Source organism: Streptomyces lucensis JCM 4490 (assembly GCF_014650035.1).
In the GTDB taxonomy this organism is placed as follows: domain Bacteria; phylum Actinomycetota; class Actinomycetes; order Streptomycetales; family Streptomycetaceae; genus Streptomyces; species Streptomyces lucensis.
Map to the genome: position 1 here is coordinate 344,960 of NZ_BMUE01000008.1, position 17,563 is coordinate 362,522.

At 73.6% G+C, this 17,563-nt stretch carries 13 protein-coding genes; 6 read left to right on the top strand and 7 right to left on the bottom strand.

Annotated elements, in window-relative coordinates; all coding sequences use genetic code 11:
- The first annotated feature begins 72 nt into the window (after positions 1-72).
- The 3 genes from IE177_RS20665 to IE177_RS20675 are packed head-to-tail and all read left to right on the top strand — an operon-like array spanning position 73 to position 5,124.
- Positions 73-696 carry a hypothetical protein gene (locus tag IE177_RS20665; protein WP_190016814.1) on the top strand — a complete coding sequence of 208 codons (624 nt, stop codon included), beginning with the start codon at positions 73-75 and terminating at the stop codon, positions 694-696.
- On the top strand, positions 696-2,939 hold the full coding sequence (locus IE177_RS20670; RefSeq protein WP_190016815.1) for a bifunctional serine/threonine-protein kinase/ABC transporter substrate-binding protein: 2,244 nt from the start codon (positions 696-698) through the stop codon (positions 2,937-2,939). The genes IE177_RS20665 and IE177_RS20670 overlap by 1 nt, the downstream gene beginning before the upstream one ends.
- Before the next feature lie 10 nt (positions 2,940-2,949).
- Positions 2,950-5,124, top strand: a complete 2,175-nt coding sequence (locus IE177_RS20675; protein ID WP_190016816.1) for a bifunctional serine/threonine-protein kinase/ABC transporter substrate-binding protein — start codon at positions 2,950-2,952, stop codon at positions 5,122-5,124.
- On the opposite strand, the gene IE177_RS20680 is transcribed toward IE177_RS20675, so the two are convergent.
- The 6 genes from IE177_RS20680 to IE177_RS20705 all read right to left on the bottom strand — a co-directional run bounded on the left by IE177_RS20680 (position 5,114) and on the right by IE177_RS20705 (position 13,500).
- On the bottom strand, positions 5,114-6,232 hold the full coding sequence (locus IE177_RS20680; protein WP_373305126.1) for a PP2C family protein-serine/threonine phosphatase: 1,119 nt from the start codon (positions 6,230-6,232) through the stop codon (positions 5,114-5,116). The two genes, IE177_RS20675 and IE177_RS20680, sit on opposite strands and share 11 nt — an antisense overlap.
- A gap of 9 nt (positions 6,233-6,241) precedes the next feature.
- Positions 6,242-8,089, bottom strand: a complete 1,848-nt coding sequence (locus tag IE177_RS20685; RefSeq protein ID WP_190016817.1) for a GMC family oxidoreductase — start codon at positions 8,087-8,089, stop codon at positions 6,242-6,244.
- The gene (locus tag IE177_RS20690) at positions 8,086-9,525 is read right to left on the bottom strand and encodes a tocopherol cyclase family protein (RefSeq protein ID WP_229816177.1); all 1,440 of its coding nucleotides are present in this window, start codon (positions 9,523-9,525) and stop codon (positions 8,086-8,088) included. Before IE177_RS20690 ends, IE177_RS20685 begins: the two co-directional genes overlap by 4 nt.
- On the bottom strand, positions 9,522-10,208 hold the full coding sequence (locus IE177_RS20695) for a FadR/GntR family transcriptional regulator (RefSeq protein ID WP_190016818.1): 687 nt from the start codon (positions 10,206-10,208) through the stop codon (positions 9,522-9,524). The genes IE177_RS20690 and IE177_RS20695 overlap by 4 nt, the downstream gene beginning before the upstream one ends.
- A gap of 364 nt (positions 10,209-10,572) precedes the next feature.
- Positions 10,573-12,285 carry a serine/threonine-protein kinase gene (locus IE177_RS20700; protein ID WP_229816178.1) on the bottom strand — a complete coding sequence of 571 codons (1,713 nt, stop codon included), beginning with the start codon at positions 12,283-12,285 and terminating at the stop codon, positions 10,573-10,575.
- Between the two features lie 66 nt (positions 12,286-12,351).
- Positions 12,352-13,500, bottom strand: a complete 1,149-nt coding sequence (locus IE177_RS20705) for a DUF3103 family protein (protein WP_190016820.1) — start codon at positions 13,498-13,500, stop codon at positions 12,352-12,354.
- A gap of 268 nt (positions 13,501-13,768) precedes the next feature.
- Between IE177_RS20705 and IE177_RS20710 the strand changes: the two genes are divergently transcribed.
- The 3 genes from IE177_RS20710 to IE177_RS20720 all read left to right on the top strand — a co-directional run bounded on the left by IE177_RS20710 (position 13,769) and on the right by IE177_RS20720 (position 15,436).
- A complete protein-coding gene (locus tag IE177_RS20710) occupies positions 13,769-14,206 on the top strand; it encodes a GNAT family N-acetyltransferase (RefSeq protein ID WP_190016821.1) in 438 nt (145 codons plus the stop codon).
- A gap of 218 nt (positions 14,207-14,424) precedes the next feature.
- The gene (locus IE177_RS20715; protein ID WP_190016822.1) at positions 14,425-14,910 is read left to right on the top strand and encodes a peptidase inhibitor family I36 protein; all 486 of its coding nucleotides are present in this window, start codon (positions 14,425-14,427) and stop codon (positions 14,908-14,910) included.
- Between the two features lie 106 nt (positions 14,911-15,016).
- Complete coding sequence (locus IE177_RS20720; RefSeq protein WP_229816179.1) at positions 15,017-15,436, top strand: ATP-binding protein; 420 nt, start codon at positions 15,017-15,019, stop codon at positions 15,434-15,436.
- 165 nt (positions 15,437-15,601) lie between these two features.
- Here the strand turns inward: IE177_RS20720 and IE177_RS20725 are convergent, their stop codons facing one another.
- Positions 15,602-17,338: a SpoIIE family protein phosphatase gene (locus tag IE177_RS20725; protein WP_190016824.1), complete on the bottom strand. Its 1,737-nt coding sequence runs from the start codon at positions 17,336-17,338 to the stop codon at positions 15,602-15,604.
- Positions 17,339-17,563 lie beyond the last annotated feature (225 nt).

A 17,563-nucleotide genomic window follows, 5' to 3' on the forward strand; every position in this document is an offset into this window, starting at 1 on the left:
CCGCCGGGTTCAGCGGGACACCAGCCGGGCGGCTCCCCGCCCGCTCCCGTCTTCACCCCCGACGCCTCCCTCGTGCCCAGGACCTCCGAGGACGGGCAGCGCCTCGTCGACTCGGTGGTGTTCGCGCCGGACGACTGGGGGCGGGGTTACGTGGCCCAGGACCCGGCCGCGAGCGCCCCGGGCACTTGGGCCGTGCTGGACGACGGCTGCCGCTGGGAACGGCGTAAGGCTCCCCGCGGTGTTCTCGCCAGTCTGTCGCGCTACAGCCTGCGGCCCGCGGGCGACGGCAAGGACAGGGGCGAGGGCGCGGTCAGGGTGACGGCCGCGGCCACCGTGCACTCCTCCGCCGTCGGCGCCGACGAACAGCTCAGCACCACCCTGGAGGAAGCGCTGCGCTGCCCGGAACAGCGGCCACGGGACGACGCGCGGATCACGGGCCTCAGCTCCCTCGGCACCCCGTTCGGCGCCCGCGAGCAGCAGTACGCCGACGACTCCGTGCTGGAGACCGGTCATTACGTCGAGCGGGGCGGCGCCGCGCAGCCGTACCAGTGGATGGTCGCCCGGCTGGGGACGGTCGTGGTGGCCGTCTCCGTGACCGGCGCCAGGGGAAACGCCGCGCAGGACCTGCAAGAGCTGGGAAGCACCGCCCTCGGCCGGATGCTGGCGCGCGTCAAGCAGCGGCTGAAGGAGAAGTGATGGAGCCGTTGCTCGGTTCGGACCCGTCGCGGCTGGCGGGTCATCGGCTGCTCGGTCGCCTCGGCGCGGGCGGCATGGGTGTGGTGTACCTGGCCCGCTCGGCGGGCGGCGCACTGGTCGCGCTGAAGGTGATCCAGGCGGAACACGCCGAGGACGGCGACTTCCGGGAACGTTTCCGGCGGGAGGCGGAGACGGCGCGCCGGGTGACGAGCCCGTGGGTGGCGTCCCTCGTCGACGCGGACCCGGACGCGCCGCAGCCCTGGCTGGCCGCGGAGTTCGTGCCCGGACCCTCGCTCGGTGAGGCCGTCGCGGAGCACGGTGCGCTGCCCGTGCGGAGCCTGCGTGTGCTGGGGGCACGGCTCGCCGAGGCGCTGCGGGACCTGCACGGCGCCGGTCTCGTGCACCGGGACGTCAAGCCGGGCAACGTGCTGCTGGCGGTCGACGGCCCCCGGCTGATCGACTTCGGTGTGGCGCGGGACCCCCGGGACACCGCGCTCACCTCGACCGGTGTCGTGGTCGGCACCCCGGGCTTCCTGGCACCGGAACAGGCCCGGGGCCAAGGGGAGCCCGGGCCGGCCGGTGACATCTTCTCGCTGGGCTGTTTGCTGGCCCATGCGGCCACCGGCCGGCTCCCGTTCGGTACCGGCTCGCCGGCCGCTCTGCTGTACCGCACGGTGCACGACGCCGCGGATCTCCAGGGCGTCCCGCAGGCACTCGCCGAGGTGGTGGGCGGCTGTCTGGAGAAGGATCCGCGGCTGCGGCCCACTGCCGAGGCGGTGTCGCAGGCTCTGGCGGCCACCGCACCTCCCGACCCGAGGGAGGTTCTGCGGGCGGTGCGTCCTGCGGAACCCGGGGAACAGGGGCCCGGTGAAGAGGCTTGGTTGCCCGAGCCGTTGACCAGGCTGATCGCCGAACGGTCGGCCCACGGGCTCGCGTTGCCCGCCGCAGACGACACGGAGATCGACTCCGTGTCCGGCGGCACCACGGTCGCGGACGACGCGGCCGGAGCGCCGTCGGACCGGGCCGCCGGCAGGCGCGGCTTCCTCCTCCTGACCGGCGGCGCGGTGGCCGTCTCAGCCGCAGGCGGGCTGATCGCCTGGGCCGCGCTCTCCGGTGACGGGAGGAGGAACGGCTCCGCCACCGGCGGGAAGGCCACCGCGACCGTGCACACGATCGGCCTGCACGCCGACCTGAGCGGCGATCAGCGGGCGACCGGACGGGCCCAGGAGCGGGGCCTGCGGCTCGCGGTCGAGGAGTTCAACTCCCGCAGGGGCAGGCCCTTCACCCTCGCGGTGAGGGCCGAGGACGACGGCGGCGATCCGGCCAGGGCGCCCGGCGCGGCGCGGCGGCTGGTCGCCGACCCCTCCGTGCTGGCCGTGATCGGTCCGACCACGGATGCCACCGCCCTGGCCGCGCTCGCCACGTACGACGCCGCGTCGCTGCCTCTCATCGCGGTGTCGCCCGGCGCCACCGCGCTGACCGTGACGGGCAGCCGTTCCCTCCTCCAAGCCCGCGTGACGGACACGATCCTGCCGTTCTATCTCAACGCGTACCTGCGTGGCACGGCGAAGTCCCGCACGGTCGGGATCGTCGACGACCGCGCGGCGGACGCGTACGCCTGGGAGCTCAGCAGTACCCTGACCACGATCCTGCGGAAGGACGGACGGCCTGCCGTGCCGAAGGTGGTCAGCGCGTTGCGCACCGACTTCGGGCCGACCCTCGACGCCCTGCTCGACGGCGGCGCGGACTCGGTGGTCTTCGCCGGCTACCACGACCGGGCCGCGCTGCTCGCCCGTGAACTGAGCGGCCGCGGCTTCCCCGGAGCCCGGGCCGGCGCCCAGGGAGTGCTCGACGCCCGGTTCCTGTCGGCCGCCGGGGACGCGGCCGACGGCTGGGTGGTCGTCGCCCCCGTCATGGACGCGTCCGTCGCGCCCGAGGCCAAGGCGTTCGCGGCCGCCTACCGCAAGCGGTTCGACACCGAGCCGGAGCGGTACGCCGTCGAGGCGTACGACGTCGCGCGGCTGGCCGTGCGGAGTCTCGCCGCGCTGACCGCCGGGCACGTCACCCGCCGGAACCTGACTGCGGCGCTGCGCTCGGCGACGTACCGGGGGATCACCAGGAACTTCGCGTTCGACAAGGCCACCGGGCGCCTGGCCGTCGACGGCACGGGGGTCTATCTGTGGAAGGTCGTCGGCGGCCGGTTCGCGTACCAGGGCGTGGCGCCCTTCCAGGCGTCCGCCTGAGGGGCCGCTGATGGAGCCGCTGCGCGGTGCCGACCCGGCCCGGATCGCGCGCTACCGGCTGGTGCGCCGGCTCGGCACGGGGGGCATGGGTGTGGTGTACCTGGCCCGGTCCGCGGGGGGTTCGCTGGTCGCGGTGAAGGTCATCCGCGCCGCGCACGCGGGCGACCCGGGCTTCCGGGCCCGTTTCCGCCGTGAGGTGGAGACGGCCGGCCGGGTCCGGAGCCCCTGGGTGGTGCCGCTGCTCGACGCGGACCCGGAGGCGGAGTCGCCGTGGCTCGCCACGGCTTTCGTGCCCGGCCCCTCACTGGCGGAGGCGGTCGAGGCGTACGGTCCGCTGCCGGGCGCCTCGGTGCGGTTCCTGGGCGCCCGGCTCGCGCAGGCGCTGGGCGCCGTGCACGGGGCCGGTCTGGTGCACCGGGACGTCAAGCCCGGCAATGTGCTGCTCGCGGTCGACGGGCCCCGGATGATCGACTTCGGTATCGCGCGGATGCCGGAGGACACCGCGCTGACCGCCAGCGGGATGGTGGTCGGCTCCCCCGGATTCCTCTCCCCCGAGCAGGCCCAGGGGCGGGGCAGGGAGATCGGGCCGGCCAGCGACGTCTTCTCCCTCGGCTGTCTGCTGGCGTTCGCCGCGGCGGGCGTACGCCCCTTCGGCCGGGACTCCGCGGCCGAGGTGCTGGTGCGTACGGTCCACGACGAACCGGATCTGGACGGCGTACCGGCGTCACTGCTGTCGCTGCTGCGGGACTGCCTGGCGAAGGAGCCCGGCGCGCGCCCCACCGTGACCGGGATACAGACGGCTCTGGACGGCGGGGGCGGCGCCGGTGGCTGGTTGCCCGAGTCGCTCACCGGGCTGATCGCGCGCCGTTCGGCCGCCGTCCTCGCCCTGCCGGCGGTCGACGCGACCGAGGTGTCCGGCACACCCGCGGGCGTCGACACGGTGCCCGGCTGGGAAGATCCGCCGAGGGGAGCCACGCGGCGCCGCCTCCTGGTGCTGGGCACGGTCGCCGGGGTGGTGGCGGCGGGGGCCACGGCGGTGCGGCTGACGGCGGGCCGCTCCGGCCACGCCTCGGCGCCAGGCGGCGGCACACCGCTTCCGCGACTGGTGCTCGCCCTGCAGGCGGACCTGACCGGGGGCGACAAGCCGGCCGGGCGGGCGCAGGAGAACGGCGTCCGGCTGGCCGTCGACCACTTCAACGCCCGTGCCGACCGTGGCTTGAGCCTCGCCCTCGAGGTGCACGACGACGGGGGCAGCCCGGCCCGGGCGCGGCGGATCGCGCGGCAGCTCGCCGCCGACGCCCGGGTCCGCGCCGTGATCGGGCCGACCACCGACGCGTGCGCCGAGGCCGTCCTCCAGCAGTACACGCGAGCGCTGCTCCCCATGGTCAGCGTGTCGGTCGGGCTCGACGGGGCGTCAGCCCGCGAGTACCGGGCGTACGCGGCCACCCGTCCCCCCGACCGCAACCTGCCGGAACCGCTGGTCGCCTACCTCGTCCGCACCGTCCGGACACGCAGGACAGTGCTGATCGACGACGCGGCCGAGGGCGACTTCAGCTGGGAGGTCTGCGCCGGCGTCGCCGACGGCCTCCGGTCCGCACGGCGCACCACGATCCGGCGCACCCTCGCCGCCGGGGCGGACGGGGCCGGCGACTTCCGCGCTCTCGCCGAGTCGGTGACCGCCGCGGAGGCCGACGCGGTGGTGTTCGCCGGCGGGTGCGCACGCGCGGCGGAGCTGGCGCGCGCGCTGCGCGCCGCCGGCTTCTCCGGGGCCCGGCTGGCCACCCAGCGCGCCCTCGACCCGCGCTTCCTCGCCTCGGCCGGCGACGCCGCCGACGGGTGGGTCTTCGCCGCCGCCTTCCTCGACCCGGCCCGTGTGACGGCCGCGAAGCCCTTCGTCGCCGCCTACCGGGAGCGCTTCGGTGCCGCTCCGCCCTGGTACTCCGCGGAGGCCTACGACGCGACACTGTTCGTGGCCGGCGCGATGGCGGCGCTGGGCGCGTCACGTGCCGAGCGGGGGGCGATCGCGGGACGGCTGCGCGAGACCGACTACCGGGGGATCACCAAACGGCTGCGCTACACCTCGTCCAGCACCGGGTACACCATGCGGGCGCTGTACCTCTACCGGACGGCGGGCGGCCGCTTCCGTTTCCTCGGCCAGTACGAGGAAGCCACGGTCACCGGGTGATGCCGTGCATGCCGGTGTGCCTGCGGCGCACCGCGACGGCCGCGATGTCGTCGTCGAGCCGTCCGCCGCTGTAGTGGAGCAGGTCCCGGTGGAGGCGGTCCAGCAGTTCGCGGGGAGGCGCGGGACCGGTCCGCCGCATCCAGTCCGGCAGCGGGAAGAACGTGCCGGTGCGGTCCCGGGTCTCCGTCACCCCGTCGGTGTAGAGCAGTATCTGGTCGCCCGGGGCGAAGGAGACGGTGTCGACGCAGTAGTCGTCCCCGAGGAGTGACGCGAGGTTGAGGGGCGGCGAGGCGGCGGTGGGCTCCAGGACCCGGATCCTCCCGTCCTGGATCAGCATCGGCGGTGGGTGTCCGCAGTTGAGGATCCTGACCTGTCCGCCGCCGGGCGGGATCTCCGCGATCAGCGCGGTGGCGAAATGCTCCGGCCGGTCCGGGTCGAGGCTCGAGACGCTGTAGCGGCGGATGCTGGTCTCCAGGCGGTGGATGACGCTCTTCAGGTCGGGCTGGTCGTAGGCGTTCTCCCGGAAACAGTTGATCACCGCCGCGGCCGCCCCGACCGCCGACAGCCCCTTGCCCCGCACGTCGCCGATGAGCAGCCGGACCCCGTAGGGGGTGTCGGCGACCTCGTAGAAGTCGCCCCCGATCCGGGCCTGCTCCTGGGCTGCCAGGTACAGCGACTCGATGTCGACGTCCTGGATGCGGCACGGAAGCGGGCGCAGCAGCACCTTCTGCGCCGCGTCGGCGACGAGCCGGACCTGGAGGAGCATCTCCTCCCGGTGGAGCCGCAGACGGCTCGTGTAGGCGGCCACCAGGGTGACGACGACGATCGCGGCGGCCGTGTAGGGCGTGCCCAGGTCGGTGTAGAAGAGGCTGAGGCTGACCATGGCGAGCAGGCAGAACACGCCCAGCAGGATCGTCGGGACCACGGGCCACATCGCGGCGGCCAGGGCGGGCGCGGCGGGCAGCAGGCGGCTGAAGGCGATCTCCCTCGGGGTGGCGAATGCCAGGCAGGTGATGACGACCGCGAGGATCATCGGGGACAGCGGTACCGTCTCGCGTCGGCCACCGTACGCAGTGCGGTGACGGCGAAGCCGTCCGGTGCTGATCACAAAGGTATCTTATCGGGACATAATGGCCTTCGTTTGATTCTCTGTGATCGCCATGGCCGCCGCCATGACGGTCAGCTGGGGGTTGACCTGCGGGCAGCTGGGGAGCACCGACGCGTCGGCGATCAGCACGCCGTGCACACCGCGGAGCCGGCCCTGCGGATCGGCCGGGAAGCGCTGCGGGCTCGCGCCCGCGGCGGCCGTGCCGGTGGGGTGGTACGCCGACAGGTGGAGCCGGCGCGCACCGGTGCCGGCCACCACGTCGCGCAGCTCGGTGAGGCTCCGTACGCGGGGCGTGCGCGGAATACCGGTGAGCACCTCCTCGGCGCCCGCGGCGAACAGCAGCTCGCCCATGGCGAGGACGGCCCGCAGGAGACGGCCGGCGTCGCGGCGGTCCAGGTGGTAGCGGACCGCGGTGCCGTGGCGGCCCAGGACGCGGCCGCCGGGCCTGTCGGCGATCATCGCCCCGAGCGTGGCGAGCCGGCCGGCGTCCTCCAGTTCGCGGCGCAGCTCGCCGCCCGCTCCGGGCAGGACGAAGGAGCCCATGCCGGGTGGGGTGGCGGTGGCCTCGATGAGGATGCCCGCGTCGTGGTGCTCCTCCACGCCGACGCTCTGCAGCACGCCCTGCCAGGCCGTGACGGGTTCGGCGAAGCGCCCCGCGACGCTCGTGGCGGGGTGGACGCTGAGGTTGTGCCCGAGGCGGGGGTGTCCGCCCAGTCCCGAGCGGCGCAGGAGCTGCGGGGTCTGCAGGGCACCCGCCGCGACGACGACCAGGGGCGCGAGGATGTCGAATCCGCCGTCCCGCTCCCGCCTGACGCGCACCCCTGCCGCGCGAGGGCCTCCGGGGCGGTCCGGGTCGACGAGGATGCGCTCCACCCGCGCTTCGGTGACGATGCGGGCCCCGGCGGCGCAGGCGTCGGGCAGCACGGAAAGCTGGACGCTCTGTTTGGCGCCGGTCGGGCAGCCGACCACGCACTGGCAGGAGCCCCGGCAGCCGGGCGCGTTGCGTCGCAGCGGCGCGGCCCGCCAGCCGAGTGCGCGGGCGCCGGCGAGTGCGACGCGGCCGTTCGCACCCAGGACGTCGAGGGGCTGGGTGGCCACCCGCAGGGTGCGTTCGGCCTCGTTCAGGTGACGGCCGAAGTCGTCGGCCGGCGTCCATCCGAAGTCCTTGCTCCACCGGGACAGGACGTGGTCAGGGGTGCGGTAGCAGGTGCCGGAGTTGACGAGGGTGGTGCCGCCGACGGCGCGGCCCACCGGCAGCAGCAGCGGCGGACTGCCGATGGTGAAGGTCGCTCCGCCGTCCCGGTACAGCTCGGTGAACCGGTCCAGGGGCGCGCGCCGGCCGAACGACTCGGTGGAGTGGTGGCTCCCCTCTTCGAGAACGACGACGTCGAGTCCCGCCCTGGCCAGGGTCCGCGCGGCCACGGCCCCGCCCGCTCCCGAGCCGATGACGACGGCGTCGGCGGTGGAGCGGGACGGCCAGGCGGACGCGGGCGTCAGGTCGAGCGGGGGATCCGCGCGCGTGAGGGTGCCCGCCGGTGGTCCGCCGTCGAGCATGCGCTCGGTACCGGCCGACAGCAGGACGGGCACCTTGAGGAGGTCCAGCAGCGGCAGGAGCGCCGGTCGTGCGGCCAGTCCGGCCAGCACGGACTGCCGTTCGAGCGCGGTGAGCCGGGCCAGGGTCCGCCCCGTACGGGCCAGGGCGTAGGCGTCCACCGCGCCTGCCGCGGCCAGGAAGCCCGCCCGGGCGGCGGCCGGCATCGCGGACAGGACCGTCTCGAGGCGGTCGGGGACCCGGCGGGGCCAGTCGGTCGTGCCGTCGTCGGCGATGAGGGCGGCCACGAGGCCGGTGTGACTCATCGCGTGCCCACCTCCGCGTGCGCCGTGCCGTCCAGGGTCCACTCGGCCTCGGTGCGCCAGCCGCCGAGCCACCACCTCTCCAGCAGGACGTGCGCGTCGGCGCGCTCGCTGTTGCGGCAGGTGGCGTGCCCGCCGTCGGGGTCGGTGTAGTCCAGCGCGAGGGTGCGGTCGGGGGGCTGGGTGACCTCCACCCGGATGCGGCGCAGGGCGGTGCGGCCGGTGACCGTCCACGTGGGCAGGGTGGTGTCGGCCCGGAAGCGCCCCGCTCCGGCCCAGCCGGCTGCCGCACGCTCGGGGCGGCGGGGCCAGTCGCGGCCGTGGCGGCGCAGCCGGAGGAAGACCGCGGGAGGCAGCCCGCGCAGTCCCGGACGCGTGGAGACGGCGGCGACGATCTCCAGCACGTCCCCGCCGCCGAGGTCGGCGTGCAGCCAGGCCCAGCGGCGGGCGTTGCCGTGGCCGTAGATGCGGGCCGACGCGCCCGGGGCCCCGGAGAGCGTCAGCGTCCTGCCGTCGTGCGTGAAGGTCCCGTCGTACCGGGACCGCGCGGCCGGGAGCATGTGCGCGGCGGGCAGCAGCGGGTGGCGCCAGCACCAGCGGGGGAAGGTGAACAGCGGCGCGCCGCCGGGGCGTTCGGCGATGTCCCAGTGCAGGGCGCCTTCGTCCGCCGATCCGGACAGGCGCCCGGGCCGGACGGTGACCTCGCCGGCTCTGAAGCCGCTCTCCGCGCGAGACCACCGGGCGGGGCCGAACCGGGCGTGCCGCACGGGGCCGTCCTCGGGGAACACAGCGGCCCAGCCGTGCGCGTACGGCTGCGAACCGTCGGCGGGCGCGGTCAGTTCGTGGTGCAGCCACAGTCCGCTGCCGGTGTCCGGGTCGGTGACGGTGGTGTACCAGACCTCTGTGCGGCCGGGCTCACCGCGCCAGCGGGGCCTGACGAACGCGCCCGGCCGCCGCGACCGCGGGAAGCGGAAACTGGCCAGGAACGGCAGGAGTTGTGTGCCGAGCGGAAAGCGGAGAGTACCGGTGCCGATCGGCGTGCCGTCCTCGTGGAGGGTGTACGGCAGCACGGTCATCGAGGCCACGGGCCTGCGCGCGGAGACGGACTTCCAGCCGTCGAGGGTGAGGCGGCGGCCGTCGGCGGTGAACTCGACGCGGTAGCGGATGCGGCGCCGGGCGAGGGGCGAGATCTCCAGCTCTCCCCGCGCGCCCGCGTCGTCGGACCAGCCGCTGATCCGTACCCGGCCTTCGGCCCGTGCCTCGGTCGTGCCCCACAGCCGCATGACCCGGTCCGCCGACACCGTGAGGTCCAGGCGGACGCGGCGGACCCGGTGCTCGTCGTCGAGCCGCAGCGTGCCGAGCATCGTCTCGCTGAAGACGGTGCCGCGCCCGGCCGGGTGTCCGTCGGTGCCGGTGCGTGAGGTCGTGGCCGCGCTCACGCGAGGCCCTCCAGCATGATCCGCTCGGTGACGGTCAGGTACTGCTCGGCCGCTCGCCGGGCGCCGGCCTCGTCGCCGGACCGCACCGCGGCGACCACGGGCTCCAGGCGCCCCCGGGCCACCCCGGCGTCCGTGAACGGTGCCCTCAGTGCGGCGCGCACGGGAAGGTAGGCGTTGAAGAGGGTGTTGGTGAGCAGGACGTAGACGCGGTTCCCGGTGGCGCGCGCCAGGGCCCGGTGGACCTCGACGTCCGCCAGCTGTACGGCGTCCGCGTCCGCCGCCTCCCCCACGGCCGCCAGCAGGGCGGCCAGTTCGGTGCGCTGCCGTTCACTCGCCCGGCCCGCCGCGCGTTCGGCGATCAGGGCTCCGATGCTACGACGCACTTCGAACACCTCCCCGAGCCAGTCGGGGCTGTGCCGTACGAGCATCGGCAGCAGGTCGGCGCCGCCCAGGCGCAGGTAGTCGCGCACGCGGGTGCCGACGCCGTGCCGGGTCTCCAGGAGTCCGGCCTGCATCAGACGCCCGAACGCGTGCTTCAGGGTGGTGCGGGTGACTCCGTAGCCGTCGGCGAGCGTGCGCTCGGGCGGCAGATAGCCGCCCGCCGGATGGCGCCCGGTGAGGATGTCCTCACGCAGCCGGCTCTCCAGGGCGTCTACGAGGGTTTCGCGGGGCAGGGACTCCACGCCGTCCTCCAGTGGCTCAGTGGATGAGCCACTCAACCAGTGGGAGTCCGGTGAGTCAATGCCCTCGGCACGAGTTCGCCGCCGGACTCCCGTCCGTGTGCGAGAGGTTGAGGCATGGTCAGAGCGGCGTTCCGGCGCGGGGTTCCGGTGCGGGGACGCGCTGACGGGTACGCGGAACACGGCCGAGCGCCCCGGGATCGGCCCGGGGCGCCCACTCGCGGCAGCCGCTTCCCTGTACCGCGGCGACGCCCGCATGACCGGCGCCGAGCCGCACCACCATCGCGCGTGGCCGCGGCGAGCGCACGGCACACGCCCGCCGGGTCACCGTTTCGTAAGGCGGGACGTCCGCGCGAAGGGTCCTGTCTCAGGAGCCGCTGGCCACGACCTTCAGCACCCTGCCCTTGGGATCCGCTTGCACATAGCCGCCCTCGCCGTACTTGTCGCTGAGGTACACGGACATCCCCGCGGGCGTGCCGAAGATCTTGTCCGGCGTGTTCAGCAGCAGGTAGCGGGAGGTGACGTGGTCGACCTTGAGCTTCCTGACGCTCTCGCGCAGCAGCGCGGGCACCGCGTCCCAGTCGAACCCGTCCAGGGTGACGGGTGTCTGGTTGCCGGGCAGCGTGGAGCTGATGATGCCCTTCCTCACGCCCTCACCGGCACGGTAGGTGTACGTGTCGTACTTGGTGTCACTGCCCTTCACCATCAGCTCGGCGTCGATGTACTGCGGGTACACCGTGAGGCTCCCGAAACGGCTTCGGCCGGTCTCCTTCTCGAACGCCTGGACGGCGGTGCGGATACCGGCCGGAGTCAGCAGGTCCTTCGTGCCGGCCCCCGCAGTCCTCTCGGGTGACGCGGAGGAGGCCGGTCCGGCCCCCGACGGTGTCCTGGCCGCCGGACCTGTGGAGGCCGGGGACCCCGACGCACCGGAGGCCCGGGTGCTGCCATCGGGCCAGAGCGTCCACACGAGCGTGCCGGCGAGCGCCACCACCACGGCGGGCAGGCCGGCCGGCGCCCAGCGCCCGCGGCGGCCGCGGCGCACGGGCACGGTCGTGGAGGAGGGACGGGTGTCCGCCGGCTTCGACGGCACCGTGTGTGCGGGGCGGGCGTCGTACGGCCCGGGGCGCATTCCGGGCGGCGGCCCGAAGCCGGGTGCCGCCGTGCTCGCCGTGGCCGGCGGTGCCGGTACGGCGGGCGGGGGCTGCAGGGGGTAGGAGGTGGGTGTGCGGGAGTCGTGGGCCGCGGCCTCCAGCATCCGGTCCAGTTCCCGGGCACCGGGCCGTGCCGAGGGCTCGCGGACGAGAACCCGGACCAGGACGTCGCCGAGCGCACCGGCCCGGACCGGTGGGGGCACCTGCTCGCTGAGGACGGCCGCGAGCGTCGCCAGTGTGGTGCCCCTGCGCAGGGGGTGACGGCCCTCCACGGCGGTGTAGAGCATCATCGCCAGCGACCACAGGTCCGAGGCGGGCCCTCCCTCGTGACCGGCGACGCGTTCCGGGGCCATGTAGTCGGGGGTGCCGATGACCGACCCGGTGGCCGTGAGGGTGGTCGCCTCGCGGATCGCCGCGATGCCGAAGTCGGTGAGCACCGGACGGCCGTCCGGGCGCAGCAGGACGTTGGCCGGTTTCACGTCACGGTGCTGGATGCCCGCCTCGTGCGCCGCGCGCAGCGCGGCCAGCACTTCGCGTCCGAGCAGCGCCGCCTCCCCGGGATCCATGGGGCCGCGGGCGAGACGGTCGGCCAGGGAACCGCCGGTGACCAGTTCCATGACGATCCAGGGGTAGGTCCCCGGGCCGCCGTCCACGATGTGGTGGATCGTCACCACGTTGGGGTGCTCGACCCGGGCCAGGGCGCGCGCCTCCCGCAGGACCCGTTCCCGCAGCATGAGGGCGGCTTCCGGGTCGTACTCGGCGAGGTCCGGATCGGGTGGCCGCACCTCCTTGACGGCCACGCTCCGGTGCAGGACGAGGTCCTGGGCCGTCCAGACCATGCCCATGCCGCCACCGCCGAGCCGTTTCCGCAGCTCGAACCGCCCGTCGACAACCCGTCTGCCGCTGCTGCCGTCGCCCGCATCGCTCATGCGCGGGAGCATAGTTGCCGCCGCCGACGGCCGTGGTGACGGCCCCCGGCACGGCCGTCGGGGCGGTCAGAACTGCTGGACGAAGTACGGTTCGACGGTCATCCAGCCGTTGCCCGAGGCACCGTCGATCCGGCCCGTGGAGTTCCTGGACAGGGTGTACCAGGATTCCACGTAGTCGGGGTCGTCGGTGAACCAGGAGTCGGGCATCGCGCTCAGGACCGCGTTCACCAGGGGGATGTAGGCCCCCTGATCGGTCACGGTGAGCAGGGCCGTGGTGAGCGCCTGGGCAAGCGCCTTGTAGTTGGTGCCGTCGTCGTCCTCCATCATGACGACGTCGGCCAGGTCGTACTTGTAGTTCGACCAGTTGACCAGTATCTGGTTCGGGTGGTAGATGGTGCCGTCGTAGCCCAGGTACGGCATGTCGACGGAGTCGACGCGCGCCTTGCCGTCCGGTCCGAAACCGGTCACCAGCGAGAACATCTCGGCCGCGCCCTTGAACCAGGGCTCCTCGTCGTCCTTCACCTCCACGGCGGTGACCTTGGTGGCCCACCAGCCGCCCGCTGCGGAGGTGTTCGCCGACCCGTTCCCGGGTGCGGCGAGCCCCTTGCCGGCGAGTGCCTCGCGCACCACCGCCAACCCCGCCCGATGGGCCTTGGAGACGTCGACGTCCAGGATGTAGAGGGGGCGCTCGGGTGTCCGGGAGGTGTTCACGGCGTGGACGTGGCCCCGGGCGTCGTATGCCGTGAGGGTCTTGGCGTCGTCGTCGGCTGCCGCGACGGCGACCCATGGGGTGACACCGGTGCTCAGGCGCGGCCGCATGGCCGGCGCGGCAAGGCGCACGCGCAGCAGCGGCCCGGTGCTCGCGGGCAGTCCCTTGAGGGTCAGGATGCGCCGGTTCGCGGCGGCGACCGAGGTGCCCAGTTCCTTCCCCGCCGGGTTCCCTGCCGTGGCGGCCAGGTTCTGCAGGTCCACGTCTCGTGCCGCGCCGAGCGCGGCCGTGCGGACCCGTTCCCTCCACCGCGGATCCCGCAACGAGGAGGCCAGTGAGCGCGCGACCCCCTGCTCCGTCGCCTGGACCGGGGAGGGACGGGACACCGGTGTCCGTTGACTCGGGTGCGCCGCCGTCGAGGCGATCGCCGGCTGGGCGGTGCCGGCGACGACGCACAGCATCATGCCGATCAGGGCACCGCGCCGTTTCGAGGGTCTGCTCACCATGCTCCTTCTGCGTTGGCCGGCGCCGCACCTTCGTGGGGTGCGGCGCCGACAGGTCAGAGTACGAGTGGTTCAGTGGACCAGTGGATCAGCCACTGATGCAGTGAAGCAGTAGGCGTTGACTGCGTCAACTACCGTACGAGAAAAGCCCGTTGGGAGGAGTGCCGTCGGCTGCCCACCTCTGCGGCGCGGCCTCGGGGAGGCACGGCCCGGAGGACGCCGGCAGACGCGCTTCCGGCAGCGGCAGCGCCCCGGCCGATAGGGTCCTGGCATGGATATCCGGGTGGAGATCGTCCAGGAGGCGAGTGGGGAACTCGTCGACGCCTTCGAGCGGCTGCTTCCGCAGTTGTCCGCGACCGCCAGGCCTCTGGACGAAGCGGCGGTCGGCCGGCTGGTGTCGTGTGACACCAGCACCGTACTCGTCGCGCGGATGCCCGACACGATCGTCGGCACCCTGACCCTGGTGTTGCTGCCGTTGCCGTCCGGCCTGCGGGCGCGCGTCGAAGACGTGGTCGTCGACGGCGCGGCGCGAGGACGTGGCGTCGCCGGTCTCCTCATCCGGGAGGCCCTGCGGATCGCCCGGGAGGCGGGCGCCCGAACGGTTGACCTCACCTCCCGGCCGGATCGTGCGGCGGCGAACCGGCTGTACGAGCGTCTCGGCTTCCAGGCCCGGCAGTCCACCGTCTACCGGTGTCCGGCCGGGGGGTAGGCGTGCCGCCCCGTTCGGCGCACGCACCGCCGGCGTGCGCCGGTGCCGGGAGTCCGGCTGGGTAAACCGGCGCCGTAGACACCCGGACGTAGTCCGCCGCCGGCTACCGCGTCGGGGTGATCCCGAAATCAACCTGTGCCGGATGTCCGCCGGGATCGCCGCGCGTAGCTTCGTGCGTGTGCTGAAGCCTCAGCTCGCAAACGAGAGGAGACGACCCGATGAAGACTCGGCAGAAGGCCGCTGTCGCCCTCAGTGCAGGTACGTTGATCGCGGGTGGGTTCGCCGCGCTGCCGGCCCAGGCGGCCTCCGGATCCTCACAGGCCGACGCCTACATGGCCGCGGTCCCCCACGGCAAGAAGCTCAGCAGCAACGAGATCTCCTACGAGAACGGGCAGGTCCGTGTGCTGATGTCCGCGACCAGGGCATCGTGCCGGGCCGGCTGGTACTGCGTCTGGGAACACAGCAACTTCCGGGGTGCCATGGCCCAGTGGAGCACCACCAAGGCGCACTGCAAGAAGTTCAAGTTCACCGACTACTGGAAGAACAAGGTGTCCTCCTTCCGCGCACGCGGGGGATGCGAACTCGGCAACTACTTCCTCAAGGACGCCAAGGCGCACCAGCCCGACCCCTTCGAGCCCTTCGAGGGAGGCAAGGCGTACGTCCGCTACAACGACCGCTACGACTACGCGTCCAAGGGACTGTGAGGTGACCGTTCCGGTGGCCCGCCCGGGTTGAGGACGCCGATACCGGGGCAGACGGGACGAGCACCGTGGTCGAGCCGAAGGAGCGACAGTGACGCAGGACTCGTCGATGAGAGCTGTCGGATGGGCGCGTTCGCTGCCGGTCAGCAGCGGCGTGAAGGTGGCGAGGGACTGGACGCGGGCGCACCTGGCGACGCTCGGCTGGGCACGGACGGCACCGGATCTGGTGGACTCGGTGGTGCTGGCCGTTTCCGAGCTGGTCACCAACGCCCACGTCCACGCCCGCAGCACGGCACAGCTCATCCTCACCTGGGATCAGGAGTGCCTGCACGTGACCGTCCATGACGCCTCGTCCCGGCTGCCCGAGCAACGCCAGGCCGGAGACGACGCCCTCGGAGGACGCGGGATGGTCCTGGTCGACGCCCTGGCGGACGACTGGAAGGCCCACCGCTGCCCGCGCGGCAAGGACGTCACCGCCTGCTTCCAGCCGCCCGCCGACGCCCGGTCCGGCGGGAACGGCGAGGTGTGACGCCGAGGGCGGCGACGTGGCACGAGGCCGCGTGGATTCGTTCACGCGAGCCCGTCGCGCCCTCGGCTGAGAGGGACCCGCCATCCAAGTCGCTCCACGACACCGGGGAGTGGAGAGCGCGGACGCGCTCCGGGCGTCGGCGCGGCGCGGAAACCGGCGGGGCGGTCACTCCGCGGCGAGGCCGGGCTGGTGCCCGCCGGTGTGCGGTGTGCGCAGCACCAGGAGGGCGACGTCGTCGTGGCCGGGTGGGTGAACGCGCCGCAGCAGCTGGTCGGTGAAGGACTCCAGAGGGCGGTGGGCGAGGGCGGCGGCGTGCTGGCGCAGTCTGTTCAGGCCCTCGTCGAGGGTGTGGCCGGGTGCTTCGACCAGGCCGTCGGTGTAGAGCACGAGGGTGCAGCCGGGCGGCAGCAGCGCGGTGGCGTCCGGGCGGGAGGCGTTCACTCCGGTGCCCAGCAGCAGACCGTGCCCGTCGGTGAGGTACTGGGCGAGGCCGTCGCGGCTGACGAGCAGCGGGGGGAGGTGGCCGGCGTTGGTCCAGGACAGCTGCCAGTGACCGTCGCAGTGAAGGATCCTGGCGAATATCAGGGTGGCCATGGCGACGTCGGTGATGGGCATGATCGCCTCGTCGAGACGTTCCACGATCCGGCTGCAGGGCTCTCGCTCCGACCAGGCGTACGCACGGAGCATGTTGCGCAGCTGGGCCATCCCGGCGGCGGCCTCCAGATCGTGGCCCACGACGTCCCCGACGGCCAGGGCCGTGGCGCTGTCGGACAGCGTGAAGGCGTCGTACCAGTCGCCGCCGACCTGCGAGGCGTCGGGGGCGGGCAGGTACCGGACCGTCATCTCCAGGCCCGGCACGCGCGGCATCTGGGGCAGGAGGTGGTTCTGCATGGTCTCGGCGACCGCGCGCTGACGCTGGTAGAGACGGGCGTTGTCCAGCGCCAGGCCGGCGCGGCGGGCGATGTCCTCGAACAGGGGAAGGTCGGCGACGGTGAAGTTCCCCGGCTTGGTGGCGCGTCCCAGGGTGAGGGCCCCGAGGACGGCACGGGTGCTGCGGATCGGGGCGATGGCCGCTGAACGGATGCCCGTGGCCTCGAACAGACGGCGTTGCTCGACCGCGATGCCGGAATCCGGGGCCTGCTGGTAGGTCTCGGGGCCGGCCAGGGTGGACGCGACACCGCGCAGGGCCCGGGACAGCGGCATGGGGCTGCTCTCCGGTACGGGTGGCATCGGCCCCTGGAGGTCCTCGTGGTACACGAGACCGTCCCCGTCGGCCTGGACCACCGCGGTACGCCATACCTCGTCCCGCTCGGTGATCAGGTCGATCACGGCCCAGTCCGCCAGCCGCGGCACCACCAGGCCGACGAGCCGGCGCAGCGCCTCGTCCACGTCCAGGGTGGAGGTCAGCTGAGTGGTCGTCTCGGCCAGCAGGGCCAGTCGTTCGAAGTCGGTCAGCGTCTCGGCGGCATGCTCCTGGCGCGGCCCGGCGGCCCTGGCCTGTCCGGCGGAGTGGAAGATCACGAGCGTGCCGGACTCGTGGTCGCGCACCTGGTACGGGGTGATCATCCATGAGACGGGCAGGAGGGAGTCGTCTCCCCGGGCGAAATAGTCCTCTGCGGACTGGGCCGGACGTCCGGCGTGGAAGGCCTGCCGCATGCCGCACTGCGTCGCGGTTAGGGGCTGACCCTGGGGTCCGCGGTGCAGCAGCTCATGGGCGTCCTGGCCCACGAGATCCTCGGCGGACCGGGCCAGGAGGTGCTCGGCGCGGCTGTTGACGGCGACGATGCGGCCCTCTTCGTCCACGATGTACGCTCCGGCACCCACCGCCTCCAGCTCCAGGCTGGTTCGCGGTGCTGTCCGGGACTGCTCGTGGTCGCTCTTCGTGGACTCCGGCCCCGCCATGTCCTCGCCTCCAGATCGGGCTGTCTGCCTCGCCACGGTCCGTGTGCGCCGTGGGTCGTCGTGTGCACATCTCCGTGTTCCCCGGCGCCGTGAAAGTGAGCAGGTCCGGTGACGACCGATGCGGCGCACCCGCCGCCCAAGCGTGGCAGTCGCGTACATGACCGGTAGGGGCACCGACAGCATTCGGCGATCTCGGGGCAGTGGTAACGAGTGATCTTCGTCGTC

Coding starts and splice junctions, on each gene's coding strand:
- IE177_RS20670 (WP_190016815.1), top strand. CDS start 696: ATGGAGCCGTTGCTCGGTTCGGACCCGTCGCGGCTGGCGGGTCATCGG.
- IE177_RS20675 (WP_190016816.1), top strand. CDS start 2,950: ATGGAGCCGCTGCGCGGTGCCGACCCGGCCCGGATCGCGCGCTACCGG.
- IE177_RS20685 (WP_190016817.1), bottom strand. CDS start 8,089: ATGAGTCACACCGGCCTCGTGGCCGCCCTCATCGCCGACGACGGCACG.
- IE177_RS20700 (WP_229816178.1), bottom strand. CDS start 12,285: ATGAGCGATGCGGGCGACGGCAGCAGCGGCAGACGGGTTGTCGACGGG.
- IE177_RS20705 (WP_190016820.1), bottom strand. CDS start 13,500: ATGGTGAGCAGACCCTCGAAACGGCGCGGTGCCCTGATCGGCATGATG.
- IE177_RS20710 (WP_190016821.1), top strand. CDS start 13,769: ATGGATATCCGGGTGGAGATCGTCCAGGAGGCGAGTGGGGAACTCGTC.
- IE177_RS20715 (WP_190016822.1), top strand. CDS start 14,425: ATGAAGACTCGGCAGAAGGCCGCTGTCGCCCTCAGTGCAGGTACGTTG.
- IE177_RS20720 (WP_229816179.1), top strand. CDS start 15,017: ATGAGAGCTGTCGGATGGGCGCGTTCGCTGCCGGTCAGCAGCGGCGTG.
- IE177_RS20725 (WP_190016824.1), bottom strand. CDS start 17,338: ATGGCGGGGCCGGAGTCCACGAAGAGCGACCACGAGCAGTCCCGGACA.